Source organism: Leptospira sanjuanensis, from assembly GCF_022267325.1.
Lineage (GTDB): Bacteria > Spirochaetota > Leptospiria > Leptospirales > Leptospiraceae > Leptospira > Leptospira sanjuanensis.
Genome location: NZ_JAIZBG010000001.1, coordinates 2690001 through 2710377, shown reverse-complemented (window position 1 = coordinate 2710377; position 20377 = coordinate 2690001). Strand labels below are relative to the sequence as shown.

Annotated in this window: 23 protein-coding genes and 1 other RNA gene (1 of these 24 running past the window's edge); 16 read left to right on the top strand and 8 right to left on the bottom strand. The window is 45.7% G+C overall.

Annotation, left to right across the window (positions count from 1 at the left end; genetic code table 11):
* Nucleotides 1-12: 12 nt before the first annotated feature.
* The 4 genes from LFX25_RS12280 (at nt 13) to LFX25_RS12265 (ending at nt 3196) form a co-directional block, all read left to right on the top strand.
* The gene (locus tag LFX25_RS12280) at nt 13-363 is read left to right on the top strand and encodes a hypothetical protein (protein ID WP_238731591.1); all 351 of its coding nucleotides are present in this window, start codon (nt 13-15) and stop codon (nt 361-363) included.
* Nucleotides 338-1720: a PP2C family protein-serine/threonine phosphatase gene (locus tag LFX25_RS12275; protein ID WP_238730495.1), complete on the top strand. Its 1383-nt coding sequence runs from the start codon at nt 338-340 to the stop codon at nt 1718-1720. Before LFX25_RS12280 ends, LFX25_RS12275 begins: the two co-directional genes overlap by 26 nt.
* Before the next feature lie 8 nt (nt 1721-1728).
* Nucleotides 1729-2502 (top strand): enoyl-CoA hydratase-related protein, encoded by a 774-nt coding sequence (locus LFX25_RS12270; RefSeq protein ID WP_238730494.1) that lies wholly within the window; start codon nt 1729-1731, stop codon nt 2500-2502.
* A gap of 241 nt (nt 2503-2743) precedes the next feature.
* Nucleotides 2744-3196: a DUF192 domain-containing protein gene (locus tag LFX25_RS12265; RefSeq protein WP_406600528.1), complete on the top strand. Its 453-nt coding sequence runs from the start codon at nt 2744-2746 to the stop codon at nt 3194-3196.
* Nucleotides 3197-3243: 47 nt separating this feature from the next.
* Here the strand turns inward: LFX25_RS12265 and LFX25_RS12260 are convergent, their stop codons facing one another.
* Complete coding sequence (locus LFX25_RS12260) at nt 3244-3849, bottom strand: DUF3332 domain-containing protein (protein WP_238730493.1); 606 nt, start codon at nt 3847-3849, stop codon at nt 3244-3246.
* A 178-nt stretch (nt 3850-4027) separates the two neighbouring features.
* On the opposite strand from LFX25_RS12260, the gene LFX25_RS12255 reads away from it, so the two are divergent.
* The 4 genes from LFX25_RS12255 to LFX25_RS12240 all read left to right on the top strand — a co-directional run bounded on the left by LFX25_RS12255 (nt 4028) and on the right by LFX25_RS12240 (nt 7271).
* A complete protein-coding gene (locus LFX25_RS12255) occupies nt 4028-5482 on the top strand; it encodes an MBOAT family O-acyltransferase (RefSeq protein WP_238730492.1) in 1455 nt (484 codons plus the stop codon).
* A 178-nt stretch (nt 5483-5660) separates the two neighbouring features.
* A complete protein-coding gene (locus tag LFX25_RS12250) occupies nt 5661-6020 on the top strand; it encodes a PilZ domain-containing protein (RefSeq protein ID WP_238730491.1) in 360 nt (119 codons plus the stop codon).
* An 82-nt stretch (nt 6021-6102) separates the two neighbouring features.
* Nucleotides 6103-6705 carry an RNA polymerase sigma factor gene (locus LFX25_RS12245; protein ID WP_020986867.1) on the top strand — a complete coding sequence of 201 codons (603 nt, stop codon included), beginning with the start codon at nt 6103-6105 and terminating at the stop codon, nt 6703-6705.
* A 5-nt stretch (nt 6706-6710) separates the two neighbouring features.
* Nucleotides 6711-7271, top strand: a complete 561-nt coding sequence (locus LFX25_RS12240; protein ID WP_238730490.1) for an LIMLP_12425 family protein — start codon at nt 6711-6713, stop codon at nt 7269-7271.
* Nucleotides 7272-7725: 454 nt separating this feature from the next.
* Here the strand turns inward: LFX25_RS12240 and LFX25_RS12235 are convergent, their stop codons facing one another.
* From LFX25_RS12235 to LFX25_RS12225, 3 genes are all read right to left on the bottom strand, one after another.
* Nucleotides 7726-8667 (bottom strand): tetratricopeptide repeat protein, encoded by a 942-nt coding sequence (locus LFX25_RS12235; RefSeq protein WP_238730489.1) that lies wholly within the window; start codon nt 8665-8667, stop codon nt 7726-7728.
* Nucleotides 8668-8729: 62 nt separating this feature from the next.
* Nucleotides 8730-9017 (bottom strand): ribosome hibernation-promoting factor, HPF/YfiA family, encoded by a 288-nt coding sequence (gene hpf / locus LFX25_RS12230; protein WP_010574237.1) that lies wholly within the window; start codon nt 9015-9017, stop codon nt 8730-8732.
* A gap of 189 nt (nt 9018-9206) precedes the next feature.
* Nucleotides 9207-9656: a tetratricopeptide repeat protein gene (locus tag LFX25_RS12225; RefSeq protein ID WP_118957742.1), complete on the bottom strand. Its 450-nt coding sequence runs from the start codon at nt 9654-9656 to the stop codon at nt 9207-9209.
* Between the two features lie 127 nt (nt 9657-9783).
* On the opposite strand from LFX25_RS12225, the gene rnpB reads away from it, so the two are divergent.
* The 3 genes from rnpB (at nt 9784) to LFX25_RS12210 (ending at nt 12361) form a co-directional block, all read left to right on the top strand.
* An RNA gene (rnpB, locus tag LFX25_RS12220) (RNase P RNA component class A) lies at nt 9784-10178 on the top strand.
* Nucleotides 10179-10471: 293 nt separating this feature from the next.
* Nucleotides 10472-10894, top strand: a complete 423-nt coding sequence (locus tag LFX25_RS12215; protein ID WP_238730488.1) for an acyl-CoA thioesterase — start codon at nt 10472-10474, stop codon at nt 10892-10894.
* A 105-nt stretch (nt 10895-10999) separates the two neighbouring features.
* Nucleotides 11000-12361, top strand: coding sequence for an Ntn hydrolase family protein (locus tag LFX25_RS12210; RefSeq protein ID WP_238730487.1), 1362 nt, complete (start codon nt 11000-11002; stop codon nt 12359-12361).
* Here LFX25_RS12210 and LFX25_RS12205 read toward each other — a convergent pair.
* A complete protein-coding gene (locus LFX25_RS12205; protein ID WP_238730486.1) occupies nt 12348-13067 on the bottom strand; it encodes a TerC family protein in 720 nt (239 codons plus the stop codon). The two genes, LFX25_RS12210 and LFX25_RS12205, sit on opposite strands and share 14 nt — an antisense overlap.
* 73 nt (nt 13068-13140) lie before the next feature.
* Between LFX25_RS12205 and LFX25_RS12200 the strand changes: the two genes are divergently transcribed.
* Nucleotides 13141-13704, top strand: a complete 564-nt coding sequence (locus LFX25_RS12200) for a SelL-related redox protein (RefSeq protein WP_238730485.1) — start codon at nt 13141-13143, stop codon at nt 13702-13704.
* A 7-nt stretch (nt 13705-13711) separates the two neighbouring features.
* On the opposite strand, the gene LFX25_RS12195 is transcribed toward LFX25_RS12200, so the two are convergent.
* Entirely contained in the window at nt 13712-14146 is a 435-nt protein-coding gene (locus LFX25_RS12195; protein ID WP_118966370.1) for a universal stress protein, read from the bottom strand.
* Between the two features lie 159 nt (nt 14147-14305).
* Between LFX25_RS12195 and LFX25_RS12190 the strand changes: the two genes are divergently transcribed.
* Both LFX25_RS12190 and LFX25_RS12185 read left to right on the top strand, forming a co-directional pair.
* Nucleotides 14306-15154 carry a sigma-70 family RNA polymerase sigma factor gene (locus LFX25_RS12190; RefSeq protein ID WP_238730484.1) on the top strand — a complete coding sequence of 283 codons (849 nt, stop codon included), beginning with the start codon at nt 14306-14308 and terminating at the stop codon, nt 15152-15154.
* Nucleotides 15155-15345: 191 nt separating this feature from the next.
* Nucleotides 15346-17148: a methyl-accepting chemotaxis protein gene (locus LFX25_RS12185; protein WP_238730483.1), complete on the top strand. Its 1803-nt coding sequence runs from the start codon at nt 15346-15348 to the stop codon at nt 17146-17148.
* A gap of 79 nt (nt 17149-17227) precedes the next feature.
* Here the strand turns inward: LFX25_RS12185 and LFX25_RS12180 are convergent, their stop codons facing one another.
* The gene (locus LFX25_RS12180) at nt 17228-17593 is read right to left on the bottom strand and encodes a hypothetical protein (RefSeq protein ID WP_238730482.1); all 366 of its coding nucleotides are present in this window, start codon (nt 17591-17593) and stop codon (nt 17228-17230) included.
* 328 nt (nt 17594-17921) lie between these two features.
* Between LFX25_RS12180 and LFX25_RS12175 the strand changes: the two genes are divergently transcribed.
* A complete protein-coding gene (locus LFX25_RS12175) occupies nt 17922-18383 on the top strand; it encodes an acyl-CoA thioesterase (protein ID WP_238730481.1) in 462 nt (153 codons plus the stop codon).
* Nucleotides 18384-18428: 45 nt separating this feature from the next.
* On the opposite strand, the gene LFX25_RS12170 is transcribed toward LFX25_RS12175, so the two are convergent.
* Entirely contained in the window at nt 18429-19409 is a 981-nt protein-coding gene (locus tag LFX25_RS12170; protein ID WP_238730480.1) for a patatin-like phospholipase family protein, read from the bottom strand.
* A gap of 154 nt (nt 19410-19563) precedes the next feature.
* Between LFX25_RS12170 and LFX25_RS12165 the strand changes: the two genes are divergently transcribed.
* Nucleotides 19564-20377: the 5' portion of an LA_2444/LA_4059 family outer membrane protein gene (locus tag LFX25_RS12165; RefSeq protein ID WP_238730479.1), read on the top strand. It continues 197 nt past the right edge of the window; 814 of the gene's 1011 nt are visible here — the first part of the coding sequence; the start codon lies at nt 19564-19566; its stop codon lies beyond the right edge, outside the window.

Here is a 20377-nt window from a genome sequence, read left to right as displayed (position 1 = left end):
TCAGAAACGATGATGTTCTATTTCCTATTGCCTGCTTTATTTTGGATCGGCCCGCTCTTTTCCGCGGAAACGAATCCCTGGGATCTTCCCATTCATGAAAGAATCATCAACCGCAAACACGTATCTCATATCGTGATCGAGACGCGTGCGGATCATACGAGGGTGACTCTTTTGTTAAGCGAACGGTTTCCTTACAACTATAAGGCGAGATCGGGTTCGTTCTTCATCCGCGTAAACGACGAAAAGGAAGCTCTCGAACTTTCGGAAAAACTCGACAAGTATTTGGAATCGGGTTGGAATCTAAAAATTTATCTTTCCGGATCGGAAATCACTCGGTATGACCTGGATCAGACAATTCGCTAAGTTGAAATCCGGCTTTCTGAATCCCTTTACGTTTTTTGAAAGGGAATTCAATTACAGCGAAGCGGAAGCGTGGAAGGATCAGACGAGAATCGATCAGTCCTTTATCCGTCTTGCGTTTCTCCTTCACTTCACGATGTATCCGACGCTTGCGATTCCCGAAGTACGCAATTCGGAGCGAGGAGTTTTGTATCTCGGAGTGATCTTTCTCATCAACGTGATGAGTTTGGTTCTTTCGTTTCAGGAGAGATTTCTTTCTTGGGTGATTCAGATCTCAAACATCGTCATCATCTTTCTGATGATGAATCTCTTTCACGAATCCTTTTATCGATTTCAGGATTTGGAAAGTCTTCAGATCTATAACAATTATTTTTTACTCATTTCCCTGATCGTGATCTTTCAGATGTTCCGCTTGAAAAAAGGCTCCTGTTTTTTGACGGGAATCATCGCGATTTGTCTGCATATCTTTTTCGTTACGATCAAGCGGGTCGAACTCGGACTCGACGATTTTCCTAGAATTCTTTTCGTACCCGACGTAGTCTACGGACTTTGTATCGTGATCGGAACCTCTTCGGTAATCATCGTTAAACGACTGATTTCGATTTCTTCCGAACTCGATCTGGAATACAAATACATCCAGCAGGATCTCACGGTTGCCAAACAGGTTCAGGAGAATCTGTTTCCCGGTCGTTTGAGCATCAAGGGAATCCGTTACGAAGTGATGCGGATCACTCCGAATCATATCGGCGGCGACTTCTTCGACTTTGTTCAACTCCGGGAAGGAAACACGGGAATTTTTTTGACGGACATTGCGGGACACGGAATCGCCTCGGCGCTTGTCGCTTCCATGGTAAAGATCATGGTTTCCACGATGCCTTATATTCTTAAGGTGCATCCCTCGCGTTTGATGGATTACATAGACGATTCTTTGCAAAAACAATTTCAATCCTATCATGCTTCCGCGATTTATATGTTTTTGGATTTTATTTCCAAAGAAATCACCTTTTCCAACGCGGGGCATCCGTATTTGATTCACGGATCATTCACAAAAGAATTTCGTGAGATCGAAACCGAAGGTGCGATTCTCGGTTTCGGAATCAAAAAGCCGATTGCGGAGCAGGTTAAACTTCCTCTTGTCGAACACGATCGTTTCTTTTTATACACGGACGGTTTGATAGAAAACAAGAACGAGGAAGGAAAACTTCTTGGAACGGAAGGGCTTCTTGAAATATTGAATGAGAATCGATTCGAAAAAGATATCGGAGTCTTCAAAGCGAAGGTGCAGAAGGCCGTGGAAACCTTTTTCGGAAACGTAGCACTGGAGGACGACACCCTCTTTCTCATCGTAGAAGTGGAGTAATCAAAGAAATGAGTGAAAAATTAATCAACGTAACTAAGGAAGGACAAATCGCGGTTCTTACGATCCAAAGACCTTCCGCTCTCAACGCTCTCAATAAGGAAGTTCTGAGTCAGATCGGTCGGGAAGTGGAAGCTCTTGAAAACGATAAAGACATCCGCGTTCTCATCGTAACGGGAGAAGGCAAGGCCTTCGTCGCAGGCGCGGACATCGCTGAGATGAAGGACCTAAACGTCGCACAAGGGGAAGAATTCTCCAAACTCGGCAACGGAGTATTCCAAAAATTGCATCAATCCAGAATCGTTTCGATCGCGGCGATCAACGGATTTTCTCTCGGCGGAGGAATGGAACTCGCGCTGGCTTGCGATATTCGAGTCGGTTCCGAAAAAGCGAAACTCGGTTTGCCGGAAGTTTCCTTGGGACTGATTCCCGGTTTCGGAGGAACGCAAAGACTTGCGCGATTGATCGGTTACGCAAGAGCGATCGAACTCGTCGTTACGGGCGATATGATTACCGCGGAAGAAGGATATAGAATCGGAATTCTCAACAAACTCGTAAAAGAGGGCGAAGATCTATTAGCTTTTTCTAAAACGATTGCGAATTCCATTTTGAAAAAAGGGCCCCAGGCAATCGAAAGAGTGAAGAAGACCATTCAGCAAGGTCTGGACGTTTCCTTGAAAGACGGAATTTCCATCGAAGAAAAAGCGTTCGGCGCCTGTTTCGACGGGGGACAATCCAAGGAAGGAATGAGCGCATTCCTCGAAAAAAGACCGGCTCAGTTTTAAGTCGGCTTTCGATTTTGCGGTTAAGAGAGTTTCATTCGAAATGTTCCGACAAATCGTAACGAAAAAATTCCGTTGTCAAAAATCGGATTTTGTGATATTGGAGAATTTCCCCGATTCTTCCCACCACCTCACCCCCCACCCACAGTTCAGGGTGGGGCCGTACTTGTTCACGGCGGATTTTGTCGGAACTCCGAAGAAAGATCTCCCGAAAGAATCCGTTTTTTTAAAAAAGATTCGAGCGATTCGACCCGAATTCGAACTTCTTTTTTTATTCATCGCGATTCTTCTGGTTTCGTCTAACGTATCGGCGCGTGATCCCGAAAAGATTACGATTTACGTGGACGAACATCCTCTACTCGTCGAAGTCGTAAACACTCCCACGGATCGTGCGCGAGGTTTGATGTATCGAAAACATCTCGCTGAAAACGAAGGAATGTTATTTGTATTTTCCGAACCGGATTACTTGAGTTTTTGGATGAAGAACACTTGGATTCCTCTCAGCATCGCGTATTTCAACCGCGACAAAAGAATCACGGACATACACGATATGAAGCCGAATCAAACCACGGAACTCTATCATTCCAGCGAAAAGGCTTTGTATGCGTTGGAGGTCAATCAGGGCTGGTTTGCGAAACGGAAGATCGGAAAATACGGTGTGTTAAAACTGCCCGATCGAGTGAAGGCAGCGCAGTAATAAGAAGTAGTAATCAGGGAAAAATCCCTGATTACCGTTCGTTATTCTTAGAGAGAATCCGAAGCGAGTTTTGCTTCTAGGTCGCTTAAGGTTTTTGTATCGATCACTTTTGTGGATTTCAACTTTCCTTGTTCCGCCATTTTCAGAATCGTTTTGGATCCTACGGTTTCGGAAGTCACGATGATTTCTTCGAGTTTTCCGTTCTTTTCAACGAAGAATTTACCGGGTTCTGCACGAAGTGCGGAAAGAGTTTGAACGTTTCCGTCTTTTTCAGCGGTAATATCCAGTCTGCTTCCGAAGTTCGTATAAACCAAAGTCAGCTTTTCACCTTTTTCTTCGAAAGACTTCACGTATTTGCCGTCTTGATCGTATTCATTGTAGCCGACGGGATTGCTTCCGGACCAGAATTCGATCAGGTTAAAAAGAATGAGATCAAAGAAAAATCCCACAGCATAAAGAATACTGAAAGGGAAATACATTACGAGAGTTTTGATGAATTTCGCCAGCAAACCGCTACCGATATTGAAACTTTCGTTTACGTCATATACTTTTTTAACGATCGCAAACTTACCGAAACAATTCGCGAAAGAAACGAGAAGAATCATTGGGACAAGAATTGCTACGATAGCCTTACGAAACTTATTTTGTTGCATGAAAGGACAACCCCTTAATCAGATTTCTGAGAATTGAATCCTTTCCCGAAAAATTATGCAAGATTTTTCTTTTTTGAAAGGGGAAAATCGAGTTCGAACACGGAAGGAAGCGCAGGCATAATTCCTTGACCGGAACCGTGTTCGAAAAAAAGATAGAGGGAACATCGGGAGCGGAAGTTTGCTTTTTCCTACTTTAGAATTTTGCTTATTTTTTATCTTCGTATTCCTGGTTTACTGGTATCTGATTCCGTTTTTTTTCGGAAAAGAAGCCAAAGCGCTCACAATCACGCATTTCTTTCTTCTCGTCGTCAGCTACTACTTTTACATGAGCTGGGATTGGAGATTCGGAGGATTGATTCTTCTTTCGACCGTTATCGACTTCGTTCTCGCCGCGAGAATCCATTCTTCCCAAAATCAAAGAACACGTTTTATTCTGATCACCGTCAGCCTTGTTCTGAACCTAGTTTTTATTCTCGGTTTTTTCAAATATTATAATTTCTTTGCGGATTCGATCAATCTTTTCCTCGGTCATTTCGGTGTGACTAACGCGTTGCCGATTCTTCATATCATTCTCCCCGTGGGAATTTCGTTTTATACGTTTCAATCTTTGAGTTATACGATCGACGTATATCGCGGTCAAATTCTCCCCGAAAAAAGTTTTCTGCGTTTCGCTTTGTTCGTTTCCTTTTTTCCGCAGCTCGTTGCAGGACCGATCGTAACCGCGAGAACCTTTTTACCGCAGATGGAAACGGTTAAGAATATGACGGAAATTCCGTTTCGAAAGGCGATCCGTTATTTTATTCTCGGGTATATCAAGAAGGTCGTTCTTTCGGATAACGTGGCTCCCATCGTCGATAAGATCTTTTCGCATCCGGAGAACTTTGGAACCGCCGCCATCTGGCTCGCGGCGACCTTGTTTTTGATTCAGATTTATTGCGACTTCAGCGGTTATACGGACATGGCGTATGCGTCCGCTCTTCTGCTCGGATACGAACTTCCCGAGAACTTTCGTATGCCGTTTATCGGAAAAAGCGTCACAGAATACTGGAGACGATGGCACATCACTCTTTCGACTTGGCTCCGAGATTACGTCTATATCTCCCTAGGAGGAAACCGTGCGGGCGCGGTCCGACATAGATTCAATCTTTGGATTACGATGTTCATCGCCGGTTTTTGGCACGGAGCCAATTGGACCTTCATTATCTGGGGAAGTTGTCAGGGAACGATTCTGTTGATCGAGGCGATGTTCAAAAGCTTCAAGGAAAAATATTTTCCGAACTTCCGTCTTCTTCCAGAAAAGATCGGAGTTCCGATTCAAATCGTCGTCACCAACTTGATTTCGATTTCGGTGGGAACTTGGTTTCGAGCGGAATCCGTAGAAAAAGAATGGGTCATGTTGAAACGTTTGTTCGTATACACCGAAGGCGGTTTGCGGCCGTACATGCTCAAAACGGGAATTCCCGTCATTCTTTGTATCATCGTCGGACAATGGCTCGGTTATTGGATCTTCGAAAAAAAGAAAGAATGGAATCCGCCTGCGTGGCTCGAGTTTTCTCTTTATCCGGTGATCGCGGTCGTTCTTGCGTTGTTTACTCCGGATCTTGAAATTCCATTCATCTACTTTCAATTTTGATAAAGAAGAATTCTCGACTAACGGGAATTTAACGCTTCTTTTTCGGAGAAACGATTTCGTTGTCTATACGTTACGCGTATGAATCTGTTCTCTCTTTTTTTGCGCGTTCTTGCGGGATTATTCGATCCACAAAAACCTTCTCGACAAACCGTCATTCCGTTGTAACCCTGATCTTTGTATGTCCGGTAATCCCGATCCTCAACCGAGAAGTCACCGCTACTATCCGGGTAGTTATGCCGACTATATCATACAAATCGAATTCGGTCTGATCACTCTGCACGCAAAATTAGGAAATATTTCCGAGACGGGGATTTGCCTGATCTTAAACGGCGAAGACTTGAACGCGACCGAACCGGTTCACGGTTCCGTGATCGAAAAGAAGTCCGGTAAACGTCTCGAGTTTGAAGGCGACATCGTCTGGGCCGGACCGGAAGTCATCGATCACAAATCGAGATTCGTCTACGGTCTTAGATTTCGGGTGCCGATGATTCTTACCGAAACCCTCGTTTTGATCAATCTTTCTCTACAGGAACCTTGATTCCTTTCTGATTCCATACGTTTCCGGATTGCCATATCCGCTTCCTTGGAGAACTTTGAATCAGGGATTCACTTTCTACCACATGGAACAAAAACAAATCATTCCCAAAAAGCCCACCTTAAGAGAGATCGAAATCGGCCTTCTCAAAAAGATCAAGGAAGGGGACGACGAGGCTTATATCCAGCTCGTCAATCCGTTCCGAGAAAGACTCTATCGCAAGGCCATCTCAATGGTAAAAGACGGAGACGATGCGGAGGATATCGTACAAGACGCTCTCATCTCCGGTTATCGATCCATTCGAAACTTTCGGGCGGAATCGGGCGTTTATACTTGGCTTTATCGAATCGTGGTCAACAAATCCAAGGACTTGTTAGCGAAACGGAAACGAGCTAAAGAGAATTCCATGGACGATAAGGAATATCAGGTAACGGACGATCGCGTAGGATTCGAAAAAAAAATTGAACTTAGTGATGAGTCCAACTATCTAATTAGCAAAATCAACGAGTTGGAAGATCTCTACAAAGAGGTGATCGAGCTCCGATACTTCGAGGAAATGTCCTACGCGCAGATCGCCGAAGTTTTGGGAACCAACGTGGGAACCGTAAAGAGCAGACTCTTTAAGGCGAAGGAGTTCCTGAAGCACTTGATTTTACAAGACGGTAAGGGTGAAGGATACTTTAGGTAAGAAAGATGAAAAGTTTACAGTCAAAATTCAAGATTCCGCTTTTTATGCGAAAGGAAGACGGTGATTTACTCAAGATTGAAAATTCTCTTGTGAAAACGATGTCCGAACTCAGAGACAAACAACTTCGCAATATAAATCTAAGCGAAGATTTCCAGGTTCGATTGAAAAATCAACTCAAGGCAATCCAACCCGAACGTGAAAACGGATGGGAAAAAATTCGTGAAAACGTTGTCGCAAACCGCGGCCTGCAATTATCTTTTTCGGCCATTTTGGCGCTTGCAATCGTCTTCGTAACCTACAACCGATTTGCAAATCCGGGCGATGGAATTCAAAGCGAAAGAGCCGGAACCGTGTTCGGACAATCCGAAGCGGGCAGCTTTCAAGACATTCCTTCCTCCGGTACGTTCGAGTCCGAAGCCGACAAAGCGCTTCTGAAACAAATTCCATCCACAGCCGAAGCCAGAAGAACGATCGATTCTCTCCGGAAATATTTTTCCGAACGGGGCGATCTGAGAATGGTGGAAGAGCTGGATAAAATTCTGGAATTTACGCAAGGCAACAACTAAACAAGGATTGTTGTCGGTTCTTTTCAGCGCCGCCCTTTTTTTGGAAGCGGCGTGATTCCCCTGGTCACTTCAGTCATTGGAAAGATAGGCCGTGAAATGCGGTTATGTTGGAACTCATACATTTCCGTTGGTCCTGAATCATGTGGGAACTCCTGCAATCTCCCACAGCAAAACTTTTGCCCACAAACAAGTTGGTCGCACGGTCGTCTCCTGGATCTCTGATTTTTGTGTGGGAACTCCTTCCTATAACCCGATTGTTCCGAAATCCTCCGATCGAATGTAGGAACTCATACGCCGTTGGCGTCTTCCGAGCTATGTGTGGAAAAAACGTAGGAACTACCACATCCATCCGAAATCGCTCGGTAAAATAAACGTAGGAACTACCACAAACTTCCCGTTCCCACGGCAAAACTTCGACCGACAAGACAAACGGATCGTTTACACCGCTCGGAACTTATTTCTTGATTTCGTCCTGTCTTCTTTGAAAAAAGCCGGGATCTACGCTGTCCAGAATTCTCTTGGATTCCTGATAGATTTCGCTGTATTGCATTCCTCTGTAAACGTCCAGAATCAGACAAGCGTGCTGAAGAATTCTACAGCGAATCTTAAAGTCATACAGATCCTTTCTCGAGTTGAGAGTGTCCTTCAGACGGATTAGATTTTGATAATATACGAGCATTTCCTTTTCGGAATAATTTCTCGTTTCCTCGAAGATTCCCTGCTCGGCCAAAACGACGGGAAGAACTTCTTTCAAATCCGATTCTTCCTGATACGAATCCCTTAATTTTTCGATCCAAAAAAGAATCGGTTCCGCTTTGATAACGGCGATCGGGGCGGCGGACGGATCTTTTAGAAACGCCTCTCGAAAGAGCACGAGAGATTTTCGTTCTTCTCCGGTTTGAAACAAGGACTCCGCGCGCAGATATAAAAACTCGGGAGAATTCCGTTCCACCGAAGAGGAATAATTTAAGATTTCAAGAGCGTTGCGGTAATCGCGGAAGCGGATGAGTTCTCGGATCAAACCCAAAAGCGCGGAAGGATCTTGGAAGTGAAGACCTTCCCTTTGAACCGAAATCTTGAGCTGGTCGACGGCTTCGGATAAAACCGATTCCGAAACGGCACGCAAAGAAGAAGTTCCCGTGAACTTTCGGAGCTCGAATGCGTTTTGAAATTCGGCGAAATATTGAACGAGAAGATGGCTTCTTTCCCTTCCTTCCTTCGCGTTGTGAATCCGATCCAGACGATTGTCCCAATACGAGGAGATGAAATATCCCGCGACGATTTCGGGATGTTCGGGTTCTTCGGCCAAAAGGGAATCGAAACTTTTTTGTGCCTTGTCGAAATCTCCGTCGCTTAAGTATTGATTCGCTTCTTCTAATTTTCTGGAAAAGGACATGGAGGGTTCATTCTTTCACTTGGATCCGGCGGGAGTTCCCACCGGATGAATTTGAGGTCGGATCAGTGGGTTGCTTTTTTATCGTGATGTTTGCTGACTTGTTTTACGATCTTATCTTCCAAGCCGTCGATGCAAGCGTAGATATCCTTGTTCGAATTTTGTGCGTTGAATTTGTTTCCGTCTCCGTGGAGATTCAGATTGGCGCTGACTTCTCCGTGAATCATTTCAAAAGAGATCTCGAAAGACTGAACCGTATGAAGATATTTGGAAACTCGATCCAATTTGCTGTCCGCGTATTCCTCGGCCGCTTTCGAATGATCTACGTTCTTCCAGTTATAGTTTATTTTCATAGGCTGCTCCGAATTGTTTTTTTATACCGGATCAATTTAGACGACGATGGAAGTCAGAAAACTTCAAAATCCGGAATTTCAGGTTAGTCTTGAAAGGAGAAGAGTCAAATCAAAAAAAATCCCGCCCTTTCGGGCGGGCCAAGTCAGTTAGAACTAGAGATGGGATGAATTAGTGGGCTCGGTGTTTGATTACTGAGCGTTCGCAACATTCTCCATATGGATGGAACAAGCTTCTTGGTATTTTTTATAGGCTTCTTCCTCGGCGTTCAGGGCGGAATCGATGTCCCCGATTTTCTGATAAATGGAAATTACGTTTTTGATGTTCTCGAGAGCTTGGCAGGATTTACCTTGGCGGAACTCGGAGATGGATTTGAGATAGAGAACCAGCGCGTAACCTGCGGATTCTTTTTCTCCCATTTTCTCACGAACGGTGAGAGATTGGTTGTAAAGGTCGATTGCAGAGTTGTAGTCTCTCACTTTTTGTTTCAGACTTCCCAACGCGCTTAGCTTATTTGCTAATTGGATTTCATTCTCTGGTGTAAACTTATTAAGCTCTTCCTCGACCTTTTGGGCCTCTGGCATTGCATAAAGTCCGGTAAAAATGCTTAAAAAGAGAGCAATTGTCGCAAACTTGTTCATCTTATCACCCCAGTTCCAGTGTTCTGTCTATATATATGCAAGTGCCGTGCCAGAATTTAGGTGAGATTCTTAGATTCTTTCTTTTTTTTCTCGTTTTACTGAAAGCCTTTAAAATAGTCGAAACCAAGCATTCTGCCGGATGATCGCGCTGCTTTTTGGTTTTCAAAAAGGGTGAGGAAAGTCCGGACACCTGGAAACACGGGACCGGGTAATGCCCGGAATTCTTACTTTGAGAGCAATTTCAAAGCAAAGAGTATGGAAAGTGCAACAGAAAGGATACCGCCGTCGGGGAATCCGGCGGTAAGGGTGAAATGGCGGGGTAAGAGCCCACCTCCGGTTCCGAGAGGAATCGGGAACGGTAAACCCTCCCGGGTGCAATCTCAAATAGGCGGCCTTTTTGCCGTTTCCGCGGGGCCGCGGGTAGAGAGCAAAGACTCCGATCGGTAACTTTCGGAGCAAGATAAATGGTCATCCATCTCCTCACGGAGAGGACAGAATCCGGCTTACAGGCAGAGTGCGTTTTGATTTCATAAAAAAGCGTCTGGCTGAAGGAGTGCAGCGACTTCGGCAGAGTGCGTTTTGATTTCATTCAGAATTTTGAATCTATGGAGAAGGAATCAGGAAGTTGATTTGGAATAGGCGTCAGTTGAAATGTTTTGTTGCTCTGCTCTGTTTGAGTAGGGGAAGTAAGTTGCACGCTCGATTTCTCAACTTTGTTGAGAGCCGAATGCCAACACTCCGCTGTCATTTGGCTAACTCGCTTCCTAAGCGCCGATCCATAGAGAGGGGTTTGCTAAGTTACTTGGTCGCTCGTTATGCCTAAACCGATTCGTTATCAATACAGTTATTCCCAGAAAGTGGCTTGGGGGGATATGGACGCGTTCGGACATGTGAATCATGTCGTTTATGCGAAGTATTTTGAAAACGCCCGCGCCAATTACTTTACGGACCTCAATCTTTGGGACACTCCCGATCGTCCGTCCGAGGGCGGACCGGTGATCACTCATATCGACGTGGATTATAGAAAGCAGGTTCGTTATCCCGATACTTTGGATATAACGATGCAGGTGGACGCGGTGACTTCCCGGTCGTTTCATATCTCTTGTACGATGTGGAACCGAGAAGGGGATTGTGTCGCGACCGCAAAGGGAGAATTTCTTTGGTTCAACTTTGCAACTCAGAAGCCGGCCTTGCTTCCGGAGATTTATAAGAATCTATTCTTTCAGCAACAATCGTAACGATTCGTAACGAATTATAATCCGTGATTCGAATTCGGATTCCGGAGAACGCGCCGGCGAAAAACGGCTTGCCTTTCTGTTTAAAACGAAGAACTTCTGCGGATCATGTGTGATACGTTCGTTGCCACACCTTCATTTACCGGAACCGGTTCTATGATCTTCGGGAAGAATTCCGATCGCGAACCGAACGAAGCGCAGGCGTTATTGCGCGTTCTTCCTCGAACCGGGGAAAAACAAACCCGTTGCACATACATCCAAGTTCCCGGCATAAAACAAACACGAGAAGTGATTCTTTCCAAACCGTTTCAGATGTGGGGAGCGGAGATGGGAGCGAACGCTTCGGGGGTCGTCATCGGCAACGAAGCGGTCTTTACGAAAATTCCTTTTGAAAAAAAGAATCAGGGTCTGACGGGAATGGACCTCTTGCGTCTTGCATTGGAAAGAAGCGACAGCGCGGAAGCCGCGCGCGAAACGATTCTTCAGTTGCTCGAACAATTCGGACAAGACGCTTGCGGCGGTTATACGAATTCGTCCTTTTACTATCACAATAGTTTTTTGATCGCGGATTTTCAAAACGCCTTCGTGCTTGAAACCGCGGGAAAATTTTGGGCTTGGAAAAAGATCGAAGGATTTTATTCGATCTCCAACGGGCTTACGTTGGAAAACGATTACGACGCGATTCATCCCTCGGCGATCGAAACCGCGGTTCAAAAAGGTTGGGCGAATCACGGCGAACCGTTTTCTTTCCGCAAAGCGTTCTCGGATTCTTTCTTCACTTTTTTCAGCAAGTGTAAGGTAAGAAGGGCGAGAACTGCCTCGATGGGAACATTCAAAAAAGGGAATTTAGATCCGAAGGCCGCGATGGAAATTCTCAGACAGGAAGGGGAACCGGGAAGTGCCGGCGGACGTTTTTATCCTTCTTCCTCGGACATGGGTTCGGTTTGTCTGCACGCGACCGGACCGATTACGCCTAACGGTACGACCGCTTCTTTTGTGGCCGAGTTGAAACCGAAAACCTCTCAGAACCGTTTTTGGTTTACGGGAACGGCGATTCCTTCGATCTCCTTGTTTCTTCCCGCGGGATTTCCGGGCACAACGTTTTTAGAAAAGAATTTCGAACAACCGAGCGCGACATTGGACACTTCCCTTTGGTGGACGCACGAAAAATTCTATCGAGAGATTCAGAGGTTTTATCCCGACGCCAAAGCTTTGGTGGAACCGAAGATCGATTCCTTGGAAAACACATGGTTTCAGGAATTGAAAAGTCTCGAAAAAAAATCAGACCCTTCCAAGGCCTTGGATCAACTGAGCGAACGGGCCGCGAGAACGGCCCTCCAAGAATATCGGTTGTGGAACGCGAATTTGGTCCACGAACTCAAGAAACGTAAGGTGCAACAGGCGTTCGCGCCTCTGTATCGACTCCAATGGTCTATTTGGAATCAAAAGGCGGGGATTAGGATTTCTTAACGCTTGCTTTTCGGATTCTCATGTTGATCAGTTCCACCCCGAGTGAGAACGCCATCGAAAAGTAGACGTATCCTTTCGGAATGTGAAAGTGAAGACCGTCCGCGAACAACATCGCTCCGATCATAATTAAAAACGCAAGCGCGAGCACTTTCATCGTAGGGTGTTCGTTGATAAAATCACTGACCGTTCCCGAAAAAATCAACATCACGACCATCGACAAAACGACCGCCGCAACCATCACCTGAAATTGACCGGAAAGTCCTACTGCCGTTATGATGGAGTCCACGGAAAAGATGATGTCCAAAATGATAAGCTGAACGATCACACCCCAGAAAGAAATTTTTTCCTTTTTCGATTTGGAATCATCCTCTTCGATTCCTTCCACCTTGCCGTGAATCTCGCTCGTACTTTTTGCGATGAGGAACAAACCTCCGCCGAGCATAATCAAATCCCTTCCGGAAATTCCGAAATCGGCGACCGTCAGAAGAGGGGAGGTCAGGGATGCGAGCCAGCTGACCGCAAACAACAAACCGATTCTAAAGCCGAGCGCCAGAATCAGTCCTATGTTTCTTGCTTGATTTTGTCGGTTCTTGGGAAGTTTTCCGGAAACGATGGAGAGAAAGACGATGTTATCGATTCCGAGAACGATTTCCATCAAAGTCAGGGTCAAAACGGCGACGACTTTATCGAGTGTGAGTAATTCCATGCTTGCAATTAATTTTTCGAAAACGAAGAAATCAATCGATTTACAAGGAAATTTAAGAAGGCATACTGGAAGTATGGAATTTCTTCCGGAGAGTTTCAAGACAAGGGAAGCGGTCGGAATTCATCTGAGGAGCAAGACGATTCTTCCCTGTCTGCCGCACCGCCTGAGTCTTTTGGTTTTTCTACGTCATTCGGGTTGTATCTTCAGCCGCGAAGCGATCCACGATCTCAAGGAGATTTCCGAAATCTGCCTTTCCTTTCCGCCGGTATTGTTTTTTTTTCCGGGAAAAGTAAAGGATGCGGAAGAATTCTTTGCCGGGGTTTGGGAGGATGCAAGCGTCGTCGCCGATGCGAAGACGGAATTTTACAAAGATCTCGGTTTGGAAACGGCGGACTTGGTTCAGCTCGCCGGTCCCGAGGTTTTGATCGGAACGGCGAGGGCCACGTTCAAAGGACATTTTTACGGAATTCCGGGCAGCAATCCTCTGCAAATGCCCGGAGTGTTCTTAGTCGTTCGGGACAGGATCGTTTGGGAACATCGATACAGACATATCGGAGATCATCCCGATTGGAAAAATATTCCGGGAGTCACTCTGCTGCCGGGCGCGGAATTCGGACCCGACGTGATGCCCGCCTAAATCGTGTTTAACGAACTACCGTGACCGAACAGGTTGCGTGATGAACGATCCGATCCGAAACCGAACCGACCAGAAATCTTCCCACGGCGGAAAGTCCTCTCGAACCGATCACAATCATATCATAATTTCCTTTTGCTGCGGTTTCCACGATCGTGTCGGCCGGATATCCTTCCAGAACCAAACGATCCCATTTGATTTCGGGCGATTCGTCCAAAGGAGAATGGATTTTTTCGAATCTTTGTTCCGAAATCCATTTCACTCTGTCCTTTCCTTCGGGAGCTTTTTCGTAATAACCCGGAAGCGGACCGAATTCTTCCACGACTTCCAAAACCGTAAGACTCGCGTTCGCCGCTTTCGCGATCGCGATTCCCATCTCAAGCGCCTTTTTGGAACTCTCCGAACCGTCCACGGGGACTAAAATTTTTTTGATGAATCTTTGCATATTGTTTCTCTTCGCAAAGAGTGTATCCTTCTCGAACGCGTTTTCCAATCAAAAAATTACGGATTTTAGGCTTTCAAGGTTTGATTTTGATCAATCGGAGAATTCTTCCCTTATGAATAAAATTGGACGTCGGCGGATCGGTACGAATTTTTACCGACCATGCAAGACACAACGGAATTGGATCGTATATTCATAAATTCTTATTTAACGTATAAAAACACGGGAAACGCGAAGGCGCTGATCGAACAGGCGGAGTTTTGGATACGGAGAATCGCCGTTCACAAATATTCTCTCGACGAGGACGGGAGGGCGGAAGTTCTTCTTAAGTTTATTCAAAAAATCGAATATTTTTCGGAATTGTACGAAACGCGCGGATTCAGGAATTTTCCGGCGTATGCGATCGTGTTCTTAAGACATCTCGTTTTGAACCAGTGGAAAAAGGAGATCCGATTCCGCAGACGGGAAGCCGTTACGTTCGAGGCGAACGACCTTCCTTGCAGGATTTCGGACGAGCCCGGTTACGAGACGAAAGCCTCCCTACACCGTATTTTTCTGAACGAAACGCTGCGAGGCTTCGATCCGAGAGGCGTTTTGATCTTCAAGCTCAAACACAATCTATTCCTTGAGAGACAGGAGATTCTTCTTTTGAAAAGCGTTCTCCTCGCGTCCGGAAATTCCGTCCGTGATTTTCTCAAAGAAAGAATGGAAAAGCGGTTCGAGGCGCGAAGGCGCGAGCTGGCCGTTTTGGAAAGAATGGAAATCAAACAACAGATTCTTTTTTCAAAAGGAAACGAAGCCGCGGATGTTTTGTTGCGATCCAAGGAAAAGCTGAGGAAAAAACTTTTGAAAACGGAAACGATCTATACGCACGAGGAGATTTCATTCTGGTTCGGTTGGAGTTATTCCGTGATCAAGAGGCTGTATCGTCGGACGCTGGATTTTTTGATTCTTTCGGGAAAGGATCTTCGTTTCGTTCTTGTTTCCGAAGAGGAGAAGGACGCCGCCTAATCCGGATTTAACGTCTGTAATTTTTGTGTCAGAATGCGGGCTTTTTGGAATACGGAGCGAAAAAAATAATTTCGATACGATTCTTCGCTGAATCGTATTCGAATAAAAAATCCTTCGTCGGATGATAATGTGTGGATCGGACGGGTCCAAGTCCGAATGATTGTCTTCGATTTTTAGGAAAAGAGCAGAGAATGAATCAGTTTGAATCCCGTAAGTTACGATGGAAATTGACCGTTGGTTTGGAATTATTGACTTCGATATTGGCGGTTCCGCTTGCGGTGTTGTTCATCATTTCGGCCGGGGGATACGATTTCGATCAGTCGATCGCTTTGATCATCTCGTCGACGATCGCGCTTTTTACCTCGTTCGTCGTTCCGTCCGTTCGATTTATGATTCTCGGAAAACTTCTGAAAAATTTGGAAGACAAGCAATGGTTCGCTCTCAATTCGAAGGAACGGTCCGATGTCAAAACGAGGATTCTCAACTTTCCTTTAAACAACACCGTTTTCTACGTGGTTCAGTGGAGTTACGGAATTTTCGCCGCTTGGAGAGTCATGCATCTGTTCTTCGAGCCGACCGTTTTGGAATCGATCCCTTTCTTGTTTTTGCCCGCGATCATCTATCCTATATTAGGAGTTTCGCATTTCTTTTTAACGGAATCCATGTTCGTCGACGTTCTGGAATCCGATCGACTGAACGAGGTTCAAACCGATTCTAACAAGATCAAAACCGTGGGAGTTCACGCGAGAATCTTCAGTACGATTTCCTCGATCGCGATGCTTCCGATCATCATCCTCGGATATCTGTTGGTCGAGGAAACTTCCGGCTGGATCAAACTCGGAGACGTTACGATTCCTTTGATTCTCACCCTCGTTTTTATGCTCATCGCGGTCGGAGTAGCCTCGTATCAGCTTTCCTCGACGATCCGTAGAAATTCGGAAAACATGATCCGCATTTTCGGAGAAATGTCGGACGGGAATCTGACACAGGTTCTTCCGATGGTTTCGAGCGACGAACTCGGTTCCAACAGCCGAGCTTTGAACGAATTTATTAAGCGACTTCGTATTATCGTGAAGAGCGTCGTCCGCGAATCTGAAAAACTTTCGGGAAGTTCCAAATCGCTCGGAGAGAACACGAGGGAATTATCCAGGAAGATGCAGGATCAAGCCGCTTCCACCGAACAGATGAGTTCTGGCGTGGAAGAAATCGCGGCTTCGATACATTCCACTGCTTCCCGCGCGGAAAGCCAGACGCAGATCGCAAAAAAAGCGCAGTCTTCGCTCGCGGAGCTGGAAGGGAGAATCCGCCAGGTTCACTTGGCCTTGTTGGAAACCAAAGGCGACGCCGATCGTATGAAGGATGAAACCAGAAGCGGAGAAGAAGCCCTCCGAGGAACGCAAAAGGCGATGGAAGCGATCGAAGAAAGCACGGCAAAGATGGGTGCGACCGTTAATGTGATCCGCGATATCACCGATCGGATCGGATTACTTTCTTTGAATGCCGCGATCGAAGCGGCCAGAGCCGGAGAAGCGGGAAAAGGTTTTGCCGTCGTCGCGCAAGAGATCGCAAAACTCGGCGAACAAACCCAGGACAACGCGAAACGAATCACATCCGCGATCACCGAGGCGCTCAACGCAACAAAGAGCGGAAGAGAAGTCATCGAGTCCACGCAGACAGCGTTCCAAAAAATCGGAGAAACGGTCGGGACCACTTTGGATCGCGTGTCCGAAGTCGCATTATTATCCGATTCACAATTAACGGCGAGCGATCAAGTCAAGTCCGCGTTTGCCGATCTTTCCCTTTCTTCCGACGAGATCCGAAATCATACGCAGGAACAAGCGCAGACTTCGACCGAGTTTTCCAAAACGATCGTATCGATTTCGGAAACGACCGAGTTTTTAAATCAAGTCGTGACGCAGATCGACGAACTCGCGATTCAATTGAATTCGCAGGCGGGAAAACTCAAGTCGGAAGTGGAATTCTTCAAAACTTAAAAAGGACACCTTTTCGTTTGCCCGGTTGGAAAAGAAGGAAAGATAAATTCAAAAATAAGAATATTCGTAAGTTCGAATTTTATGTTTCCGGAAAGTCGGGTTGCGGCGTTTTTAAGAGAAGATTCAGTCCTCCAATTACGGTTCCGAAAATCAAACTGGCTACGATCAACGGGATCAGATGTCCGTAATTTCCGGGAATCACCACTAAGGCGATAAACCAGGGAAGATTCAAAAGTTCCGTCAATAACACGGAGGATAAAAATTTCGGAAGTCCGATCTCCGCCACGCTTACGATCAAGCCGCAGGAAAACCAGAACAACATCGATTGTATCAAGATCCAGCGGGAAGCGTTCGGGTCCGCAAAAAAGATCAAAAAACCTTCCAAGACGGCCGCCACCGATCCGACGGTAGCCGCGTTTCGAATCCGAATCCAATTTGCTTTCATAAAAATCTCCTTTAGTTTTTGTTCAGTCTCACGCATCTTCCGCCGCGGTAAAACGGAATCGCCTATAAGAAATATTTTTTGAAGATTGAATATTCTATATTATTAAAGTAGTTGTCCGAACCTGTCATATATCTTCGCCGTTTCGATTTTTGTGCGAAAAAACGGTCCGTAGTCGAACGGAATCAAGCGACAAGTTGCGGGAATAAACGACGTCTTTTCGGGAACGAATCGTTCGGACTTGTTCTCAATCGTGAGCAAGCGGTTTTACGGTCTTTGTTGTTTCTTTCAGAAAAAGAGATCAACGTCGATCGAAAGGAAAACCCATTCAATGCAGAACTCGAATGTAACCCCGGAAGAACCGCTGCTTTTTCGTAAACAGGAATACTTTACGGAAGTACGTTGGCAGGAGATCGATCAAAACAAACACGTAAACAATATCGTGTTTTTAGGATATTTCGACGAGGCGAGATTCAGGGCGATGGTTCAATCGGGAGTCGATATGAACCGTTTGCTCAAAGAGTTCGGAATCAGCCCGGTTCTTACGAAGGTGGAATTGGAATATAAAAACGAACTTACGTATCCGGAGAGAATCCGAATCGAATCCAAGATTCGATTCGAGGGAAAGATAAAAGCCTTTCACGATCAGTATGCGTATCGTCTTTCGGACGGAAAGCTCGTTGCCGTTTGCGTGGCACATTGGTTTTTTATGGACATACACAAACGAAAGCCCGTTCCATTTTCACAGATCGGAATCGAAGCAATCAATCCTGCGTCCACAGTGCTCAATTAGAAATTGATCATCGAATCGTATTCGGGTTTTTCGAATCCGATCCGATTAAAGAATTTTCCAGCCTTTGTCTTTCAATTTTGTTTTGAAATGGGAGAATTCTTCTTTGATCGAAGCGACCGCTTTGAAACCCGCGTCGATGCCGCGATTGATGGAGCGTGTGAGTTTTTCGGCGCTAGTGGTCACCATCGAAAGTTCTTGGCGAGCAGGGGAGATCACTTGGATTCTAACGTCCTTCGGAGGATGTTTGAGAATCTGAATCGCGCGGTTGTACATCGTGTGATGCACTTTCGTAATCATATGGTTGAGTTTGTTGTTGGAAGGATAGGCAAGCCAACCGGAAAATTTAGAGATCGGATCCGAAAATTCGTTCTCGTTGGTATTTAAGACAACCGTAATATCCTTATATCCCGCTTCGATCACCTTCTCCACCGGAATCGGGTCCGCGATTCCGCCGTCCCCGTAAAATTGACCGTCGAGTTTCCATTTTCCTCGCGTAGCGATCGGAAGAGAAGTCGCCGCTTTCAAAAGGTTGAGCGCGTTCGCAGCGGACGCTTTGATGTATTCCGTTTGGAGTTTTGCAAGATTGGTAACGGCCACGTAAAGAGGAGGCGCTTCCTTCTTGTCGAAATTTTCTGACGGGAGTCGGTATTTTTCGCCGAAGATAAAGTCTATTAGATATTCCTGATCCAGAACCGTCTTCCCTTTGAAAGGATTTAAGAATGAAATAAATTTATTTCCGTTCAATTCCTTCCTCCAGATGTCCAGAATGCGAATGGATTCTTCATAACCTTGTTCGTAACCGGTCGCGTAATAAGCGGCCGAACAGGAGCCGGAAGAAACTCCCACGATGAGGTCGAAATGAGTGGAAGGAATGTATTGATGCAATGCGGCCAAAACCCCGCCTGCAAACGAGCCTTTCATCCCTCCGCCGGCGACGATGAGAGCGGTGGATTTTTTTCCGGCCTTAGGGAGAATGTGATTGTTCCCCGCTAAGGATTCATTGCCCGGAGTGAAATAAGAACTCATACGTTCAGAATTTTTAGGTTGAGGATTCTTTCAACGAGGATACGATCGATCCGTCGATTTTTTGCGGAAAAGTAAAACCGGAAACGATTAGCGGGGAAATTTTTTTCTCCGCTAATCTATGCTCGGTTATAATTCAGGTTGAAAGAAGGAAGTCATGCAAACACGTTATGCCGGCCTTACGCCTCAAAAAGAGTTTTTGAAATTCGTTCTTTGTCTTTGTTTTTCGAGTTTGGTTGCGGAATCGATTTCGGCCCAGGCGCTCGAAAAAGAACCGCCGAAAGAAAACGGTAAACCTTCCTTCGAACTTCTTCTCAAACGTCAGACCTACGAATGGATTCCTTATGATTTCGCTTCGTATTCGGAACGTCCTTGGACGGAAACCTCGATCAAAACGGATTCCGTAAAACAAAATCAAAAAGTGATCGTTCCTTTTATCTTTCGATACGATCATCCCGAAAAGAAATTCAGGGTCGAAATTTCCGCGTATGAAATCGAATTAGCGAACGCGAATGCGATTGTAACGCAAGCGGGAGCCGCCGGTTACGAAACTAGAAGACAATATTTCAATCCGTTGATCCGGTCCGAAGCGGAGTTCAATCTGTTTCGAATTTTGGAAGCGACCGAAAACTGGAAATTCTTTCTCGGTTTCGGAATTCGGAATATCAATAAATACAAATACGGTTATTATCTTCGAGAAGGGGCGTACCAGGAATATTTTTACACATACGGACCGCAAGCCGTGTTTCGAACCGATTATCGAATCGCGGAGCGATTCTTTCTAAGTTTCGCGTTCGATCTTTTTTATACCGAAGGAAACCGTTTTTACAAACCGACAACCACGACCTTGGATTCGATTAGGGTTTCCAGCGGGAGTTCCGGAGTTCGCGGAATCTATCGCGGAAGCGAAATCGACGTTTCCGTTTCGTATCAAATTTCGGAATCGTTTAAATTCTACCTAGGGTACGGCT